Annotated in this window: 15 protein-coding genes and 1 riboswitch; of the genes, 2 read left to right on the forward strand and 13 right to left on the reverse strand. The window is 42.2% G+C overall.

The genetic code is table 11. From position 1 onward, the window contains the following. Nucleotides 1-31 precede the first annotated feature (31 nt). A riboswitch (cyclic di-AMP (ydaO/yuaA leader) is annotated at nt 32-218 on the reverse strand. Nucleotides 219-538: 320 nt separating this feature from the next. The 11 genes from MKZ16_RS27675 to MKZ16_RS27725 form a co-directional block, all read right to left on the reverse strand. Then, complete coding sequence (locus MKZ16_RS27675) at nt 539-712, reverse strand: hypothetical protein (RefSeq protein ID WP_169744809.1); 174 nt, start codon at nt 710-712, stop codon at nt 539-541. A gap of 84 nt (nt 713-796) precedes the next feature. Further along, a complete protein-coding gene (locus tag MKZ16_RS27680) occupies nt 797-1,555 on the reverse strand; it encodes a Nif3-like dinuclear metal center hexameric protein (protein WP_256715485.1) in 759 nt (252 codons plus the stop codon). Between the two features lie 60 nt (nt 1,556-1,615). Further along, the gene (locus MKZ16_RS27685) at nt 1,616-3,670 is read right to left on the reverse strand and encodes an alpha-glucuronidase family glycosyl hydrolase (RefSeq protein WP_076104890.1); all 2,055 of its coding nucleotides are present in this window, start codon (nt 3,668-3,670) and stop codon (nt 1,616-1,618) included. An 82-nt stretch (nt 3,671-3,752) separates the two neighbouring features. Continuing rightward, nucleotides 3,753-4,772: an endo-1,4-beta-xylanase gene (locus MKZ16_RS27690; RefSeq protein WP_256715484.1), complete on the reverse strand. Its 1,020-nt coding sequence runs from the start codon at nt 4,770-4,772 to the stop codon at nt 3,753-3,755. A gap of 44 nt (nt 4,773-4,816) precedes the next feature. Continuing rightward, nucleotides 4,817-6,349, reverse strand: coding sequence for a glycoside hydrolase family 43 protein (locus MKZ16_RS27695; protein WP_081386566.1), 1,533 nt, complete (start codon nt 6,347-6,349; stop codon nt 4,817-4,819). A gap of 47 nt (nt 6,350-6,396) precedes the next feature. Further along, a complete protein-coding gene (locus MKZ16_RS27700; RefSeq protein ID WP_076098843.1) occupies nt 6,397-7,299 on the reverse strand; it encodes a carbohydrate ABC transporter permease in 903 nt (300 codons plus the stop codon). 59 nt (nt 7,300-7,358) lie between these two features. Continuing rightward, the gene (locus MKZ16_RS27705) at nt 7,359-8,327 is read right to left on the reverse strand and encodes an ABC transporter permease subunit (RefSeq protein ID WP_076098803.1); all 969 of its coding nucleotides are present in this window, start codon (nt 8,325-8,327) and stop codon (nt 7,359-7,361) included. An 84-nt stretch (nt 8,328-8,411) separates the two neighbouring features. Next, nucleotides 8,412-10,118: a sugar ABC transporter substrate-binding protein gene (locus MKZ16_RS27710; protein WP_076098804.1), complete on the reverse strand. Its 1,707-nt coding sequence runs from the start codon at nt 10,116-10,118 to the stop codon at nt 8,412-8,414. A gap of 115 nt (nt 10,119-10,233) precedes the next feature. Then, entirely contained in the window at nt 10,234-11,769 is a 1,536-nt protein-coding gene (locus MKZ16_RS27715) for a response regulator (protein ID WP_076104888.1), read from the reverse strand. 17 nt (nt 11,770-11,786) lie between these two features. Further along, nucleotides 11,787-13,589 carry a sensor histidine kinase gene (locus MKZ16_RS27720; RefSeq protein WP_036685623.1) on the reverse strand — a complete coding sequence of 601 codons (1,803 nt, stop codon included), beginning with the start codon at nt 13,587-13,589 and terminating at the stop codon, nt 11,787-11,789. Between the two features lie 19 nt (nt 13,590-13,608). Continuing rightward, a complete protein-coding gene (locus MKZ16_RS27725; protein ID WP_076104887.1) occupies nt 13,609-15,147 on the reverse strand; it encodes a response regulator in 1,539 nt (512 codons plus the stop codon). Between the two features lie 261 nt (nt 15,148-15,408). On the opposite strand from MKZ16_RS27725, the gene MKZ16_RS27730 reads away from it, so the two are divergent. Both MKZ16_RS27730 and MKZ16_RS27735 read left to right on the forward strand, forming a co-directional pair. Then, nucleotides 15,409-16,611, forward strand: coding sequence for an MFS transporter (locus MKZ16_RS27730; RefSeq protein WP_076104886.1), 1,203 nt, complete (start codon nt 15,409-15,411; stop codon nt 16,609-16,611). After that, entirely contained in the window at nt 16,604-17,269 is a 666-nt protein-coding gene (locus tag MKZ16_RS27735) for a TetR/AcrR family transcriptional regulator (protein WP_076104885.1), read from the forward strand. Before MKZ16_RS27730 ends, MKZ16_RS27735 begins: the two co-directional genes overlap by 8 nt. A gap of 38 nt (nt 17,270-17,307) precedes the next feature. On the opposite strand, the gene MKZ16_RS27740 is transcribed toward MKZ16_RS27735, so the two are convergent. Together MKZ16_RS27740 and MKZ16_RS27745 are read right to left on the reverse strand one after the other, a co-directional pair. Then, complete coding sequence (locus MKZ16_RS27740; protein ID WP_076104884.1) at nt 17,308-18,378, reverse strand: trifunctional transcriptional activator/DNA repair protein Ada/methylated-DNA--[protein]-cysteine S-methyltransferase; 1,071 nt, start codon at nt 18,376-18,378, stop codon at nt 17,308-17,310. A gap of 7 nt (nt 18,379-18,385) precedes the next feature. Next, entirely contained in the window at nt 18,386-19,174 is a 789-nt protein-coding gene (locus tag MKZ16_RS27745; protein WP_076104883.1) for an isocitrate lyase/phosphoenolpyruvate mutase family protein, read from the reverse strand. Nucleotides 19,175-19,213 lie beyond the last annotated feature (39 nt).

Genomic DNA, 19,213 nt, shown 5'->3' on the forward strand with positions numbered 1-19,213 from the left:
CTCTGTGGCTATTCATCACTAAACACGCCATTCATCCTCTCTCCATACGCTTACGAGGTTAGCTGTCGGATTCGGGCAGTGAGAGTTGCCCTACCTGCAGGGATGCATGTTATGCACCCGGAACAGGATTCACCCCATAACCAGTGCCGACTCTCACATCGGCTGCCAGTTGTTGGTTCCCCCGCTTTCCAGAAACGGAAATTAAGCGGATTGCTTATGTAATTGTAAATTTAAGATAATTGTCAGTTCTGAGATGAATCATACTCTTGTAAGGTTTGCTTGTAAAGGAGGGCTCTGGTCAAAATAATGTTGAAAGCAATGCTTTTCATTTCATATTGAGCATACTCTTCATTTTCTCTTTCTTTTGCTCTTGTTTACTCGTTTTATTTAAGAAAATGGCTCTGAACCAAGCCAAACGGAGGTTAAAACACCAGTACTTTCTATATAAAGGCCATCCTTTTCACTGGAGATATGAAAAAAGCTAAGCAGAATCAGAGGTATTCCCCTGTCCACTTAGCTTCCTCTTACAATACTATGGCTACAAAAGATCGGCGTTTTTCAATGCATGCTCCCAGCTTGGAAAAAAGAACAGCGCACTTCTCATAAGCTCAGGATCGCTCTGCTTTACTTGTTTTTTACTGATCGAGCTTCCGTCGCTTTGCAGCTTTTTGATCCGACTTAATACTTCATCAGCCTCCAAAGGAATTTCCATTGAAACACTCCTTTCTCAGTGACCTGTTTCCCTTCATTTTCTCCATAATATGTTTATTTATTCCGTACTCTTTATTTCCCCAGATTAAACCATCTGATAGATGGGTTGTTCAGCAATGAACCGGTTAGAAAGCATGGGATATTTGTCTGCTAAGATTTCAGCTAAATATTTCATCCCCGGCGCTTCACTCTCCGCATGACCTAACATGATGAGCGCTTTAGATCTGCCTTGGTGCCCTGCATCCCGCACATATTCCGGAGTCTCCCACTCTGGTCCCTCTCCAGCAATAATTAAATCAAGATTGTGATCATTAAAATGCGGAATAGCCATCGTCCCGCCTCCTCTGTAACCTACTAATATCCCTACGCGTTTGCAGGACAGAGACAGGTCACCGGCAGCGCGTACATAAGAGATCCCTAGCTTACTTTTAATATATTGAGCAGCTTCCAGTACAGTCATAGCAGGAATAGTGAGAATCGTAGCAGCTGCTTGCTGCTCTTCCACGTATGCGGACCAATCTAGTTCTCGCAGTAAACCCACCATAATTCCATCCGGCTTTTGCCGATGCCAATAATCATGATAACGAAAAATAGCAATTTGGGAATGTTCGATCAGACTTTTTTTCGCATGATAAACCGGATCACCTTCTAACCACTCGCTCGCCGCATGATGGCTATAAAATACACCTTCATGCGTGATCAGCAAATTGGCTCCTAACGCTATTGCTTGCTCCACAACATTTTGTGTGGCAGAGAAGGCCGTAATAATCCCTGTGACTTCAGTTTCCGGTTCCCCTGGGTTCAGAATATCGACAGTGCCTTCTACCTGTTCCACAGTTCCCATTAAATCTTCCAGAATCGCTCTAATCGTGAGGCTCACTATCATCATCCCTCGATTCGAAATCTAATAAATCTTTCTGCCTTTAAGATCCTCAATTCCGCTCTTGCGGTAAAAATACGTATTGATCCGATCTCTCCATTCCTGCGCATGCTCTGCTTGCTCTTCAAGACGTTGCTTCACTTGCATATACAATCCACTATCCACGCTGCCTTCAAGTGATTCCCATGTCGCTAGAAGCTGTGCAGCCTGCTCTGCCCCCTCGAAATGAGTATCGTAAATATGTTGTATAACCGTTTGCCCCGATTGCAGAACATGCGTGTATGGAACATGATGAAAGAACAGCAACAGCTCTTCTGGACAAGACGCTAGATTCTCATAGTTTGATGCATTAAGACCCATATACTGTCCACTATAACCCGTTCCCGATTTGACTGAACGATCCACACCAATGCCTTTATGATCCGCATAATGGTACGTTCCCCACTTGGCGTATTCATACCCATCCACATTCGGCCCATAATGATGATCCGGATTAACCATCCAACCCACACCTAATGGAGCTGTGTAAGATTCGTAAATCCTCCATGAGTCCATCAACATCCCGCGAATAGCAGCCACTAGACCTTCATCAGTGCCAAAGGTAAGCCGAATCCATTCCTCAGCTATTTCTTTTGCCGTCAGCTCCGGATTCCAAATTAATCTTCCATATCCATACAGATTAGCTTGAGCTAACCCATGCCCCGTCCAGTTCATGTCATCTCCAACATTAGTTACAGCAGCCACACCATTATACTTATTTCCCCACACCGATCCGTCCACAACATGTTTCACAAGCGTAGTTTGCCCTTTGGCATAAGTATTGAAATCAAGGACTTCTTTCCACTGTGGAACAAGATAACAGAGATGCCGCTGCTGCCCCGTATATTCTTGAGCAATCTGAAACTCCATCAGATGACTGGTATGTTCCAGTGCGCCAAACAGCGGAGATACCGGTTCTCTGACTTGAAAATCCATCGGTCCATTCTTGATTTGCAGCACTACATTATCATTAAATCGGCCATCCAATGGTTTGAAATGATCATATGCCGCTCTGGCCCGATCTGTCTTACGGTCACGCCAATCCTGCTTGCAGTTATATACGAAACAACGCCAAATCACGATTCCGCCAAACGGCTCCAGTGCTTCTCCCAGCATGTTGGCGCCATCTGCATGGTCACGCCCGTAAGTGAATGGTCCTGGTCGATTTTCTGAATCCGCTTTGACCACAAACCCGCCAAAATCAGGTATCGCCCGATAAACCTCACTAGCCTTATCTTTCCACCATTGCCGCACCGCTGAATCCAGTGGATCAGCTGTCTCCAATGCTCCGATCTGTATCGGGCTGGCGAAGTTAGCACTGAGGAATAGCTTAATTCCGTATACGCGGAATATTCCTGCAATTAACGCGATATCAGGCAAATATTGCTCCGTTATAAATAGAGATTCAAGCTCATGAACATTCACATTGTTAATCGAAATCGCGTTGATCCCCACAGAGGACATCAATCTGGCATAATCACGCAGCCGCTTTGTATCGTTAAGAAATTGATTGGACTCGTAAAAAAAGGACCGTCCAGCATAGCCACGTTCAATACTGCCATCAAAATTATCCCAGTGATTAATCATTCGCAGGCCGTTCACCGGACTCATAGACAAATTCAGAGCGTCTATTTCGCTTTCTGTTCCTATCAGCCGTAAAAGATGGAATACGCCATACAATATTCCAACAGGCGTTGAAGCACCGATAGCGATACATTTCTCAGCAGCGTTTGTACGTATAAGGAAACCTTCAGCACCCAGTGAATCGGTTCGCTCTCCTGCGAATACTCTACCAATTAACGGATTCCCCCCTTGGAAGGTTCCTATAACGATACACGGTCCTTCTGATTGCGCTGTGAGCAGTGGCGCTTTGCCCAGCATAGAGGTCATCCCCTGTATGAATTCCGCGGCTGCCGCCTGAATCGTTTCGTTGTCCTCCGTTACAACCAGCTCACCACACCAATTTGTATATTGATTGTATAGAGATCCAGATTTCAGCTGGCCATAGTTGAGCCAAGCCTCATAAGCGGTATTTGTCATGTATATTCCTCCCGTATAAATAACCCGCCCTGGATTGAAAAGGACGGGTTCATAATTCGCAAGCTTGAGCAGGTTACCCGCTCTATGATTTGGTGACAGCGTTAAGCAATTGGTGATAAGCCGGCTTAGGATTATGCTGCTCATCGAATAGAAATGGCCAATTTTTCCGTCCCCGAACAGGGAAGCCGTCCAGCCATGTATAGTCATCCGCTGCTCCCCAGAAAGTGACTGAGCTAATCACGTCGCGGTATTCTTTCAACAGAGCAAACATCGCTTCATACCGCTCTGCCTGCAGCTCGAGCAGTTCGGCAGGTGCAACCTTTAAATCCATTCGTTTGTCATCGAAACGGAACATGGACACATCCAGCTCTGTCAATTGGAGCTGAAGCCCTAAAGATGCATACTTCTCAATAGCAGCACGTATATCGTCTAAGTCCGGATCGTATAGATTCCAGTGTGCTTGCAATCCGACGCCATGGATCGGCACTCCTTGTTCCAACAGCGACTTCACCATTTTATAGATTTTATCGCGCTTAAGGGGATTAGACTCGTTGTAGTCGTTGTAGAATAATAAAGCCTTAGGATCGGCTTCATGAGCATATTCAAACGCTTTGCCGATAAACTCCGGTCCGACAATGTCCAGCCACTTTGACCGGCGAAGAAGTTCTTCTCCTTCATCTGCAATAACTTCATTTACAACATCCCAAGCATAGATATCTTCCTTGTAACGCCCAACCACGGTCTGAATATGTGATTTGAGCCGTGCAAGCAATGCCTCTTTGCTTACAGGCCCACCCTTCTTATCCTCAAACAACCAGTCCGTAGTCTGGTTGTGCCAGACTAAAGTATGCCCGCGCATAACCATATGATATTTTCGGGCGAAGGCAACCAACTCATCTGCTAGCTTAAAGTTATAAATATCTTCAAGCGGATGCAGACTTTCAAACTTCATCTCATTCTCAGCGGTAATGCTATTGAAATGATAGGCGAGCAAGTGCTCCTGTGATTGAATCGTCAACGGGTTAACGGCTGCGCCAATTTTGTAATCCTCAGCAAATATTGTTTTTAGTGCAGGTTCTGTGTAATCACTAGCTTGTCTCAACAAGTTCCCTCCTGACAAACGCATTTATATCAGTATTCGAATAATTAAGACTGATAATCGAACCAATCGAAGTAGGCAGGCACCTCAGCTACCTTGCCATGACCTGTTGCATATAATCCGATAAGTACACCCGTAAATCCATTTCCTTTTACAGCTTGAGGGGATAATGGATACGCTGCTGCTGTTGATAGCTTATTCCACTCCTGCCCATCCAAAGAATACAGGAAGCTGTATTCGGTAAGCTCAGCCTTAACTTTCAAATAAATTCGCTCGGCAGTAGTTGGAACCTCTGCCGCTGTATGGGTTACTCCATCCATGGTCACATGAGCTGTAATCACTCTTTGGCCGTTTTTTTGAACAAGTCCAATTTCATAATGAGCGTTCTCATCTAATCTGGCGCAAAGTCCAGCCTCCACATCAGCAATAGATGAAGCCATTTCAAGCAGTGTGCTCCATTCTGCTGAAGTATGCTGCTGTCTTCTGCCTACAAAAGCCACTTGGCCTACTTCACTGAGACCTTTCGGTTGTCCTCGAAGAGATAACCATCCCTGCCGTTCGTTTAAGGACCAGCTTCCCTCAGCCGGATTCCGCAGAAAGGCTAATCCCAGCGGCAATACATGTTCATCAAAATCATATCTTCCACTAGTCTCAGGTTTTGGTGATTGACCAGGTACACGTGAAACCTTCATTTCCAGTCCGACAGTGTCTTCATTATTATCGATCATCGGCCATCCGTCTTCAGTCCAGCTTACGGGAGCAAGGAAAGTCTCTCTTCCAAGCACAGTAAATTTTGCATCTACTAGTCTTACTCCAAGGAATACGGCCCACCAATCCCCGTTACGATCCTCAATCAAATCGGCATGCCCTAAATACTGAATGGGATTGTCAGTACCGCTGTGCGTCAATATCGGATGCGGCAATCGTTCAAACGGTCCATAAGGAGAGGAGCTGCGGCCAATGATCTCCCGATGTTCCTTAGCCGTTCCTCCTGAAGCCGTCATGATATAGTACATTCCATTTATTTTGTACAAATGGGGTCCTTCCGTCCAAGGTCCGCCATCCCCAGTCCAGATGACAACAGGTTCTGTTAATGCTGCTCCCGTAGCGATATCTATCTCATATTGGATGGCATGGGAGTCATAATCTGCCCCCTGCTGGGTGGTTACATATACTTTTCCATCCTCATCAAACATTAGAGAAGGGTCAATTCCTCCATAAGGAATACTAATCGGATCTGACCACGGACCCGCAGGGTCCGTAGCCGTAACATAGAAATTTCCTTTCCCGTGTACTTCGGTCGTTATCATGTAAAACGTTCCTTCATGATACCGGATCGTTGGGGCAAATATCCCTCCAGAGCTCTTGCTTTTACGAGTATCCAGCTGACTTACACGATTGAGCACATGACCTATTTGTGTCCAGTGAATCAAATCCTGACTATGAAAAATAGGTACGCCAGGGAAATACTCAAAGGAGCTGCAAACTAAATAGTAGTCATCCCCTGCCCGAGTGATACTTGGATCAGGATAGAAGCCTGGAAGTATCGGATTCGTGTATGTGATTGAAGATGGGGTCATAATTTAACAGACAACCTTCCTATTACTTAATAGTGATTGCAAGCTCCTTATTCCTTCACGCTTCCTACGTTCATTCCAACTACAAAATATTTCTGCATGAATGGATAAACTAGCAAAATTGGAACCGAAGCAACAATAGTAACGGCTGCACGAATGGACTTTGGAGTAACCATTGACCCCGCTGACTCAGCAGTTACCCCTGCCCCGTTAGCTACACTTGCGTTACTATTCGCATTCATACTAGATGATATTAATTTCATTAATTCATACTGCAATGTACTCAAGTGTTGGCGGGAAGAAGTGTAGATAAAAGCATCAAACCATGAGTTCCATGCACCTACCGCGACAAAAAGGGCGATGGTAGCAAGAACAGGCTTACACAAAGGGAAAACTACTTTCATGAAAATCTTGAATTCCCCTGCACCGTCGATTCTCGCGGATTCCATAAGACTTTCATGCAAGCCGCCAATGTAAGTACGGATGACGATCATATTAAATGCACTTATCATAGTCGGTATTACATATACCCAAAACGTATTAATCAAATGAAGATCCTTAATTAGGAAATAGTTCGGAATCAGACCCGCATTAAAATACATGGTTAGGACGAAAATAAAGGTAATCTGTTTGCGGAAAACATATTCTTTCCGGCTTAAAGTATAAGCAAGCATTGTGGTCAAAAATAGATTCAGGATCGTAGATATCACTGTTCGTGCTACCGAAATCCAAAAAGCAGGAATAATTGTACCAGAGGCAAAAACTGCCTTGTAGTTTTGTATGGTCCACTCTCTAGGCCATAGATAAATGCCGCCACGGATGGTATCATTCCCCGCATTAAAGGAGACTGCTATAGTATTCAGGAATGGATACAAGGTAACAATAACTAGACAAACCATAAATATAGTATTGAAGGTGCCGAACACTACGGGTTCGAACCCCAAATTTCTCATCCGTTTTCCAGCATTGCTTTTTGGAGATTTTTGAGGAATCAATTGAGTTTTTTCCATGATTATAACAGCCTCTCTTCCCCTAGCCGCTTCGAAGTCCAGTTAGCTAATAGCAGCAACGTTACACTTACGACTGTTTTAAATATACCACCCGCAGTGGCTAAGGAATAATTCCCTTGCCCAATCCCGTATTTCAATACAAATATATCAATCGTATCCGACCAGTCTACAGTAAGCCCGTTCCCTAATAAGTACGGAACCTCAAATCCGACATCCAGTACATGTCCTATGGACATTATCATCAGGATTACAATGGTTGGTCTAATTCCCGGCAATGTTACATTGAACATTTTTTTGTACCGGTTAGCCCCATCAATCTCAGCAGCCTCATATAAAGCTGGATCTATAGAAGCAATAGCAGCCAAGTAGATGATAGTACTCCATCCAACCTCTTTCCAGACGGTTGAAGCACCCACAATACCCCAGAAATACTTCCCTTCACTCAACCAAAGAATCGGTGAATCAATAAGATGTAATTTCATGAGTACGATGTTGATAATCCCGTCGTTAACCGAGAGGGAGACACCTACAATCCCTGTTACAATAATCCAAGAGAGGAAGTGAGGCAAGTAGGATATGGTCTGCACGGTTCTTTTCCAAAATACGTTTTTGATTTCATTAAGAAGTAAGGCCAATGTTATCGCGGTTATAAATCCTAGAAAGAAATTAATTAATCCCATAGCCAGTGTGTTTCGCAGTACCCTTAAAAAGGTATCGTCCGTAAATAGAAACTTGAAGTGTTTCAAGCCAACCCACGTTTGTTCGCCAAAAGCCTTAGCTGGTTTATAATCCTGAAAAGCCATGGTCCATCCCCAGACGGGTACATAAGCAAATAATATAATATAAAGCAGCAATGGAACCGACATCCAAATTAGCTGTTTCTGATTCTTAATCAAGGTCATAGTAATCGGTTGCTTCTTTTTTCTTTTAGGATGCCGGTTAACTTTTTTTCCCGTTAAAATCTCATCCATATATTTTCTCCCCACATCATCCATATATTTCAGAAAGTGGTTGGCTAATAAGCCACCACTTTCTGATTTTTAAGCAAGCTCTAACTATTTAACACTCCAAGTATCAAATCTCCATTTAAGCTGTTCATTGATTCTGTCTTCGTAGGCTTTGATATCCGCTTTATTAAGTTCTTTAACAAATTCAGCCCAAACTTTATCGAAATCGGAAGGACTAGCCAAGATTGCTTTTGGCAAGAACTTGGTTTTAACTTCTCCCATCTTCGTATCGGCAATTTTTGCTGGAGAATTTTCAACAAGATCTATGGACCAAGCAGGGTAAGCTACTGGGTTCGGTCCAGGCTTACTGAAGAAATCTACATAACTGTTGAATCCATATGCGTCGAGGACTTCCTTGTCAAACGCTTCCAATCCTGCCTTATATTCTTCTGGTTGGGCTGCCGCATCCGTTGAGTTACCGTCTGCAAAGTACCCTTGCATTTTCGGAGCGGTAGCATACCAAGCTTCTGCTTTGTTACTCAGCTTCCATGTAGCATCAACTGCGTTATCCCGTTGTTCTTGGGTTCTCATAAAGCGGCCGTTTTCCACAATATAATCTTCGCCTTCAATACCCCAAGTGAGAGTTCTTTGCCAATCTTCTTGAATCAATGTGTCCATCAGTTTAAGGATTCTCACTGGATCCTTAGCATTGACAGTGATCCCGAATCCATTATTCAAGTTAAGCGCAGGGCGATCCAGATAATAATCTTTGGTGTTGGTATCATACACAAGAGGCAGACCTACATAAGTTCTCATATCTTTCTCTTGTGTCTTGAGTGAATCTTCTGCTTTACCAAAGTTCCAGTGCTGATCAAACATTCCCAGAACGGCTCCGCTGGACAATTTAGCTAAATATTGGTCATAATCCATTGTAAATGCTTCTTTATCAATAATACCCAATGCATTCATATCATTAAGCTTCTTGTAGTACTGCTTAGCATAGTCTTTATCCGCAAAGACTTCTGCCACGTTATCATTAACCACTACTCCGCCATCATTAGGATGCCCGATCAGATGCTGAGGAGCATTAAACAATCCCCAGTTTCTCCAGTCTTTGTTATGAATCTCAAACCCAACTGTTGGTTGTCCATCAATGGTTGGATTCTTCTCTTTATACTTAACGATAAGATCGAAATACTCATCCAAAGTTTTAACCACTGGATAGCCAGCATCTTTAAGTACAGCTTTCTGAATCCAGAAAGCTGGGCCAGAGTAATAGGTTGAATTCACATCACCGTTATACGCACCATAGTTTGGAAGTGTATAAATATGTCCATCATTTGGATCCTTCATCATGTTCCAGTAAGCTGCGTAATGCGCTTTCAAATTTGGAGCGTGTTCTTCAATCAAGTCCTCGAGAGGAATAAATGCACCTGCTGCCGTCAGTTGGGTATTAGAACTCATTAGATCTGGATAATCCGAACCGGCAATCATAACGCCAAGCTTCTGTTTAAGATCTCCTGCCAAGAATTCGAAATTGAATGAGGCGCCTGTTTTTTCTTTAATCATTTTATAAATTTTATTATCTGGTGTTGGTTGCTGGCCTGCTTCTCCAAGAAAGATACTAATTTCGAAAGGTTCAATCTTATCAGAATCTGTTCCTGCTGCAGTTGAAGTGGCTGTTTCTGCTGGTTTGTCTTCCCCCTTAGCCGTCGTATTGTTGCTGTTATTTCCTCCGCACCCTGCTAAGGTAAAGCTTAGGGATAACACAGCAATCAGACTAAGTTTCCATTTGGATATTAACTTGCCCCCCATAAAGCACCTCCATATATTTGTTGGTGTAACAATGTTGTAAGCCCTTACAAGTTAAATTATAGAGGTGATAATCTTCTGAAAATACGCCAGAATTAAAGATGTACCCCCAAAAAGTTTAGGTATTAGTGTTTTTAAATTCGTTAGGACTCATATGTAGCTTTTTTTCAAATTGCTTGAGGAACTGACTATAATTGCCATAGCCCACTTTCTCAGCGATTTCACTATTTTTTAACTTATTTTGTTGAAGTAAATGTACTGCCTCTTTTATTCGGAGGTTATGCAGCTGTTCATTGAAGTTAATTCCGTTCTTCTTGATCAATAATTGTCCCAGATATACCGGGTGCAGGAAAAACACCTCTGATAGCCTCTTAATGGTAAGACATTCGCGAAAATGCTCTTCAATATAATTGTTAATCTCCTGAACAATCCCCTGTGATCTTAGGTTTTGTTCCTTAAGAAGGATATCAATACTGGCCTCGCCGCAGAATAGCAAATTACGCATTAAGTCCGTCAAGGTGATCATTGAGTCTAACATCGCGGGGATTCTAATTTGATTAGATAAGGAGGACTCATGAACTTCACTGGCTTCCGAGGTAAACTCAATAATCTTATACATCATATGAATAACAATTTTCTTCACAACCTCTGGAGCGATGCGCTGTTCCCGGAAACTGCGGGCTGCCGAGTTCACAGCTTGGCTAAAGCCTGCGGAGTCCAGGGTGTTAATCGGTCTTATCAAGTCATCCATCAGTTGAATTTGATCATAATGATAACTGAAGGGACTATCCTTAATCTCTTGATAACTCAGGACCTCTGCATTTTCAGGATAATAAAAATAATACATTAATGCTTCTTTCGCCGTTCGGTAACTGTTCCCGATCTGAAGCAAGGAGCCTACGCCAGCGCCAGCTGCAATATACAAAGCTTGTTTAGGGTGTTCATTCAGCAAGGGAGTTGCGATCTGATCGATCACAGCTCCCTCAGTGGACAATGAATGGTATCCGTATACGATTCCAAAACAATGACTCTCCAGATCCATCAGAAACATCGAATCTTTATCGGTTAGGAGGGCTGAGGCTTGCTCTCTGATCTCTGTATATAAAACCGGCTCTGTCTGTATCAGACAAATATTCCAATGGCTTTTCCCTTCCGATAATCGGTTAAGTACCTCCTGATTCGACTGCTCAGCTTTCTCATGCAGTATTCCTTTCAGGAGAGAAACAGCCTCCTCCGCGGAGGCTATTTGATTTAAACTGCGCTTCTGAGCTTCCTGCTCCAGCTCCTGATAAATCTCCAGTAATTCTTCTGCCGCTTCTTCTGGAAACACTGGCTTCATCAGATAATGATTAATTCCATAGTGTATAGCTGTCTTGGCATATTCAAACTCACTATAACCACTTAGTATGGCAAACTTAATCTCCTTAATCTCAGCTCGTTGCCAAGCTGCGACCATCTCCAGCCCATTCATTAGCGGCATATTAACATCCGTAATTACAAGATCTGGTTCGAGCTGTTTCATTAACTCCAGCCCCTCTTTGCCATTGCTGGAGGTTCCACATACCTCAAAGCCAAGCTCCTGCCAATCAATCCATAGCTGCATCGCTTCAAGCGCACTAGGCTCATCATCGATCAACAATACTTTGTATTTCATAGGGGGTCCCTCACTTTCTAGCTATTCTTCCGTTCCAGGAGTTTTAATGGAATGTCAAAAGTGACAATGGTCCCTTCATCCGGAACGCTGCTGATATCAAAACGGACCTGATCTTCATAATACAATTCTAATCGGCGGTACACGTTGCGGATTCCGATATTCGTTCCCGAAGACGCTTCATTTTGAACATTACCTAATAATTCTTGCAGCTTCTCTGGCTCTATCCCTTTACCGTTATCAGAGACGGTAACTTTTAAGCGTCCCTCCTCCACTAACGTCTTCACTTTTATCACACCAAGTCCCTCTATGGCCTGTAGACCATGTTTGCAGGAATTCTCAACGAGCGGCTGCATGCTTAGCTTGGGAATCTTATATTGAAGCGACTGCTCATCGATCTCAAATTGATAATCAAATTTATCCCGGAACCGGAATTTTTCAATTTTTAAATACATCTCGATGAAAGTCATTTCTTCTTCCAGAGTGACGAGATCTTCTTTCCAGCTCAGCAGCCGTCTAAGTAATTTGGATAAACTCTTAATAATATCTGTAACATCCGAATAATTATTTTTAGTACAGACCACCAAAATGGCATTTAACGTATTAAACAGAAAATGCGGATTCATCTGGCTTTGCAGAAAATTCAGTTCAGCTCTTACTCTTTCCATCTCCAGATTATTTTTTTGAATCTCCAGTTTATATACATCATTGATCAAGGAATTAATGGTAGTGGTCATCCTGTTAAAATTACGGATCAGTCCCCCGATCTCATCCTGGCCTTCATCGATTCGAATCAGCTCAAATTTCTCATTGGATACTTTCTGCATATGTCTGGATAACCGTTTCACCCGATAATTATAGGATCTTAACATCACATATAAAAAAGCGGTGGTGATTAGCGTGACAATGGACGCCAGAATCCCTGCATAAATCCGAATCTCCATTATCGCTTGGGTAATACGCTCACCTTGTGTAATTCCTATTATCCGCCAGCCCTTTATATAACTAGCTCCGCCGACGGGTACAATATGAACGTCCTCCTTGCGCTCATCATCCTGCAGCTTGAACACGGGATAAGGTTCCGCGGTGCCTCTTTGATAGCCGCTTTGTGCAGACATAATAATCTCGTCCTGCTCGTTAACTAAATAAAGACTCAAGTAATCTTTTTCTCTGATAATCACGTCATATATTTTACTGAGATCCAAATCAATTCTAAGCAGCTTTTCAAACTTATTGTATGAGCTGTAAGCGTCCATTCGCTCAATAACACTCAAATAAGGCGCTGTAGAAATCACACTAGAGGTATCACTCATATGATAAGCGGCAAGAAACAGATGTTTATCCGCAGCCTTCGACTGCTTATACCATTCACTATTCATTACCTTTTCATTGATGACCTGATAGTTGCTGCCGGAAACAATGGAATCATTGTTCGTAAATACAGTAATCCGTTCAATCTGATTATTCACCGGCATATAGCTGTTCATGCGGTCTCTCAGCTGTTCATCAAAAGTGTCATAAAATTCAATAGAGTTCCCATACGTCCGCTCAAGCAATTCATACAGGTTCTTATCGGCAGAAAGCGTATAGCTGACAGCTACCCCACCTTCAATGAAATCATGAATGTCCTTTCGGGCTCTTTCTAAAGATATTTCCAGGTTCTGCTGCTCTCTCGATTTGATCAGATCGGAAATCCGATCCAAAAAAACAAGGTTAATAATAATGATAGGGAGAAGAACACCTATGATATAAATAAGGGAAAATTTATAATTCAAGGGAATATCATTCACTACTTTTCTAAATCTGAATTTTTTTCTCTCCATATGAAACACCTTGCTTCCCCTAGAGCTGTTGGTTCTTATTCTCATTTTTATACACGGATGGTACTACCCCTACAAGCAACTTAAACTTATCTATAAAATAATCAGTGTTAGAGAATCCCACCTGCACCGCTATATCCGATATCTTTAGCTGTGTTCGTTTCAGCAGACTTTTCGCCTCTTCAATCCGTTTGGCATTTAGGTATTCACTAAAGCCCTGACCCGTTTGCTTTCTGAACAGTTGTCCCAAATAGGTAGAATTAATATGAAATTGTTGTGCCAAATCCTGAAGCTTTAATTTATTCCGAAATTCACGATCCACATACTGAATAACCTTGTAAATCGTATTTCGTTCATTCTGCTGCTCTAATTCAGACAGATAGACGGCAGCCCGTTCACACAGACTTTGTACATAACGGCTTAATATAAAATAATCACTAAGCTCACCTAGATTTCCGTATTCTTGCTGAAGCTTAATCATAATCGTATCCGGGTCTCCATTCATTTGAGCTATAATTCTACAGATCGTAAGCTCTAAATGGGCCACTTTTGCTTTTACAACTTCAAGGGTCAGCAGATTCTCGACGAAAGCAGTGAACGCTTCTTTTACACAAGGCTGGATCTGTTCCGTATCATTCGTTTGGACCTTATGCAGCAGCTGTCTGAAATGATCCTCATGAGGTTCTTCCTTTTTCAGGTTTCTAAGCTCACTATAATAAAAGACCCCTCTTTTCTGCTGGTGCGTTTTTCGTTTCCATACCTCAAGTGCCTGCCTATAAATCTCTCGAATAGAGCTCACCCCGACCATTCTGCTGCTAAGTGCTAGAAAGACCAGCTCCTGTGATTGTTCAGTGAGATCTGAATGCATCTGGTTGACGATAGTCTCCAGGCTCTCATTGCCGATAGAAGCAGACTGAAGAATGATCCCCGCTCTTCCCGATCCGTCTTGAAAGAAGCAGAAGTGTTCCTCGGAAAAATAATCACTTATCTGCGGTTGGAATGGATTCGTAGAGGAGGCGGGTTCGATAAGAATACACATTAACTCTGCATCCGCTTGAAGCTTCAAGGTGTTTCGGGTTAGAAGCTCTAAATTTTCGTTATACTCCCCTTGGATCAGGCGGTTGATGATATTATTTACGATAAAAAATTGCTTTTTATCAAACTCCTCATTGGAAGCGATTTCATTTTGGATTATTGGAGTGATCCTGCTTAATAAAGCCTCTATTTCTTCATCATCAATGGGTTTTAATAAATATTCATTTACCCGCTGGCGCAATGCCGTACGTGCATACTTGAAATCATCATATCCAGACAAAATCACAAATTTAGGAGGTTTCTCCATCACCTCATTCAACTTTGTAATAAGCTCAAGACCGTTAATTACAGGCATATTAATATCCGTAAGAACCAGTTCCGGTTTATTCTCCTGGATAAGCCTCATCGCATCCGTGCCGTTTTGAGCTTCACCACAAACTTCATAACCGAATTTTCCCCAGTCGATCATCGTCCTTAGCCCCTCAAGAACCCAGGGTTCATCGTCCACGATCAGAACCTTAAGCATGATGTTCGCTCCAATCTTATTAAGATAAGCCCGCGCTTTACACCAAAATATATAGATCATGCTATCATACTTGGATAATGATGTGAATTCATAAATTTTCCTTCTTTTGTTTAAAACAGTACTTTTTTTACTTGAAAAAACATACTAAAAACAGCGTATCCTAAATTTCAGACACACCTTTACAAGGGCCCATCATTCCATTATTATAGTTTACATCGAGTAAACCTTTACACAGTGTAAACTATATGGGAGGGCTATGATATGAGCAGCTTATCTAAGTCTGCTAGATTTCCACTTTTCATTCTGATGTTGAATCTATTTATCGCTTTATTGGGGCAAGGTATGGTCATTCCCATTCTACCTGAATATCTGAAACTGTTTAATGCGTCAGGGGCTGCCGCCGGATATCTTATTGCGGCTTTTGGAGCAGCACAGTTTATTTTTTCACCTATAGGGGGACAGCTCTCGGATAAATGGGGCCGAAAATCAATGATCATTTCCGGAATGTTTTTAACCGTCCTTTCAGATCTGATATTTGCTGTATCTACGACATTGCCCCTACTTTACATCGCTAGATTTATTGGGGGTATAGGTATCGGAATCATGGTCCCTTCCAATATGGCCTATGTCGCTGATATCACCACCCATGAAACCCGTGCAAAAGGTATGGGGTACTTGGGGGCTTCCATGAATTTGGGTATGGTACTTGGTCCAGGGTTAGGCGGGATTATCGCTGGGTTTGGAATACGGGTGCCTTATTTTTTTGCGGGTGGACTTGGGCTTATCGCTACGATACTTTGTTTTTATATGCCAGAGACACTACCAAAGGAAAAACGGAAATCCGTTAACAAACAGGACCCTCGGGAATCCATTCGTAATCAAATCGTAAATTCATTCCGGACGCCCTATTTCCGCTATCTTCTGCTCATTCTGATCATGACATTTGGTCTGATGAATTATGAAACGGTGTACGCCCTTTTTGTGGAACAAAAATACGGTTTTGATGCAACGAAAATCTCAATCATTATTACGGTTGGTGCTATTATAGGCATTATTGTGCAGATCTGGCTGCTTGATCATCTGATTAAGAGACTTGGCGAGATAAAGCTTATACGTATATCATTGGTGATGACCGCTATAACCTTATTGTTGATGATATTCAAGATCAATTTAGGTTATTTATTAGTTGTATCAGGTTTATTTTTTGCTTTTAATGCTTTTTTGCGCCCCACAGTAAGTACATTGATTGCCAATTCAGCTGGCGATCGGCAAGGATATGCTGCCGGATTAAATACAACGTACACCAGTATAGGAAACATACTTGGACCCATTTTAGCGGGATTGATGTTTGACAAACATATTAATATTCCCTATATTTTTGGGGCAATTATCCTGGCATCTGCCTTTTTCATCACCTTACAAAAACCAAAAAAAGAGCAAGAAAGGAGTGTCGCCCATGACTGAGAACTGGCACCAGAATTTAAAAAACAAAAACCGGGAAGAATTAATTGCTGCGGCGAAGGATCTTTTTATGAAGCAAAGCTTTCTCAAAGTTAATATTAAGGATGTCTGCGACGTGGCTGGTGTAAGCCGGGTTACCTTTTATAAGCATTTCCAGTCCATGAACGAACTGATTTTTGAGGTCCAGATGGAAATTCTGGAGAGCATGACCCAATTTGTTAGAAGCGCACCTTCTTCAATTGAAATGAATGGTAAGCAAATGCTTGCTTCGATGCTTAATGCTTGGATTGATTATGCCCGGCAACACCCAGGTTACATCAAATTCATTCTTCTATTCGATTTGCATTTTGAAGCCTATGATTACAGTAAAGAACTCAAAGAAAAGTACAAAGATTTTGTGATGCGGGGAAAAGAACGACATTTCTTAATGGATGCTCTGGAGGCCGGAGTTAAAGATGGATCGTTAAAATTTGATACAGAACCCTTATCCACTGCTCATTTCATCTTCACGTCTATGATGGGTTTATTACAGAAAATGAGCCTGATTTCCAAAGACGATTTCAACAACGAACTTCAGGATATTCAAATTGCTAACCGATTTGTGGACATGTTAGTTCAGTATTTAAGTACAGAAAGTGATGAATCTCCTGCCTTGAAGTAAGGGGATCCATCACATTCTACGTAATAGAGAGGAGTAGTTTAAATGAAATTATTCTTATTTAAGGAGCGGTTAGACTCATGTTTGATTAACCATTCTTTTCTGGCAAGCCCGCCTCCATAGCCACCCAATTCACCATTGCTGTTTATCACTCGATGACATGGAACCAAGATTGAGAGTTGATTGGTACCATTCGCCCTTGCTACAGCGCGGCAAGCAGAGGGATTATTGATTTTCTCTGCAAGCTCCCTATAAGAAGCTGTCTGTCCCAGAGGTATTTTCCGGAGTTCATTCCACACCTTTTGCTGAAAGTCTGAGCCCAGATAACGAACCGGCGTTGTAAATTCCGTAAGTTCACCTGTGAAATACAGCTTCAATTCCTCCTCAATTTGGTGAAGGACGGCTACCTTTTCAGGTAATATAGTTGCATTTAAGCGAGTGCGTAATCTTTTGATTTCATTTTCAAGACCCTTGCGATCCACAAATTCCAGCAGTAAAAGACTCTCTTCATCGGAGATGGCCAGCATGGAACCCAATATCGTTTCTATCCAAGTACAGTACAGCACTTTAATCTGCTTGGAATGATTCGGGACAGTCCCCATCGTTCGTGAAAAGGCATCCCTAAACCCATTGCTCGAATCGTACCCGCTTTCCAGTTGTGCGTTAATGATTGAATCCCCATTCCTAATATGTTTGAATGCCAGTCCTAAACGTCTAGAACGTGCATATTCGATAAAGGTCATCCCGAATTGTTTCTTAAATTGGCGGCGTGCCGTGTTTGCACTAATAGACAGCTCATCAAAATCTTTATCTGTCCATTTTCGTTCCGGATTGCTCTCAATAGCTTCTACAAGCAGCTTTACTTCAGGAGACATTTTTGTTGGATTGGATAACGGCTGACACCTTTTACATGGTCTATATGATGCTAATAAGGCTTCCTTGGCTGTAGCAAAAAACTCACAATTTTCTTTTAATGGCTTTTTAGCGGGACAAGTTGGCCTACACATGATCCCCGTTGTCTTCACTCCTACAAAAAATACGCCCTCATAATTCGAGTTTTTCTCGACCAGCATCTTATAATATTTATTGATATCCTGCTCATTAGTTATCATAGTATGGTTAGCTCATTTCTAAATAAAGTCCTGAGGCGTCAAGCGTTTGCCGGGCATTTTCCTGAAGATTATGTTGTGCCTGAAAGAAACTACGCGGGCCATAGCTAATACGTTTCACGCCAATTTTTTGCAATTCATGATTTGAAAGCATACCGTCCATAACCATGATATTCACAGGCAGTGGCGATTTTTTGACAAATTGTTCAATCAAGCTTGGATCAGCGAGCCCCGGTATAAAAATCCCATCCGCTCCAGCGTCAGCATAAGCATAGGTACGTTCTATAGCTTGATTCACTAGATCCATCGAATGTTCCTTATCCTTGAAAAAAATATCCGTTCTAGCGTTAATAAACACACGCTTTTGCAGTTTGGAGGCTACTTGTTGTATGGTTTTGATCCTACGGCTTTGTTCGCTGGTCTCCCATAGTTCATTGTTAGGATGATTTACAATCTGATCTTCAAAATTGATACCACAGATGTCTAATTGAAATAACTGCTCCATGTTATGCGCTAAAGTATCCTCATCTATAGCATATCCACCTTCGATGTCTACGGTCAATGGAACCGCTACTCGTTCGGCAATCTTTGAAATCATCCAAAGCATAAGCTCAAATGTAAGCTGTTCACCATCCGAATATCCCCACGCTTCCGCCATGGAATAGCTGCTAGTTGCTACCGCCTTTGATCCAGCTTGCTCTATTGCTTTAGCTGAGGCTACATCCCAGCAGTTGTACAGGATCAGTGGATTTTTTTGATCATGCAGCGTTTTAAAATAGTCATAGTTTTTACTGTTCATAAGTGGTCATCTCCATTTAGTTAAGAATAGAACCACTAT

Origin of the sequence: Paenibacillus sp. FSL R5-0928, assembly GCF_037970385.1 — a bacterium.
GTDB lineage: Bacteria > Bacillota > Bacilli > Paenibacillales > Paenibacillaceae > Paenibacillus_AQ > Paenibacillus_AQ odorifer.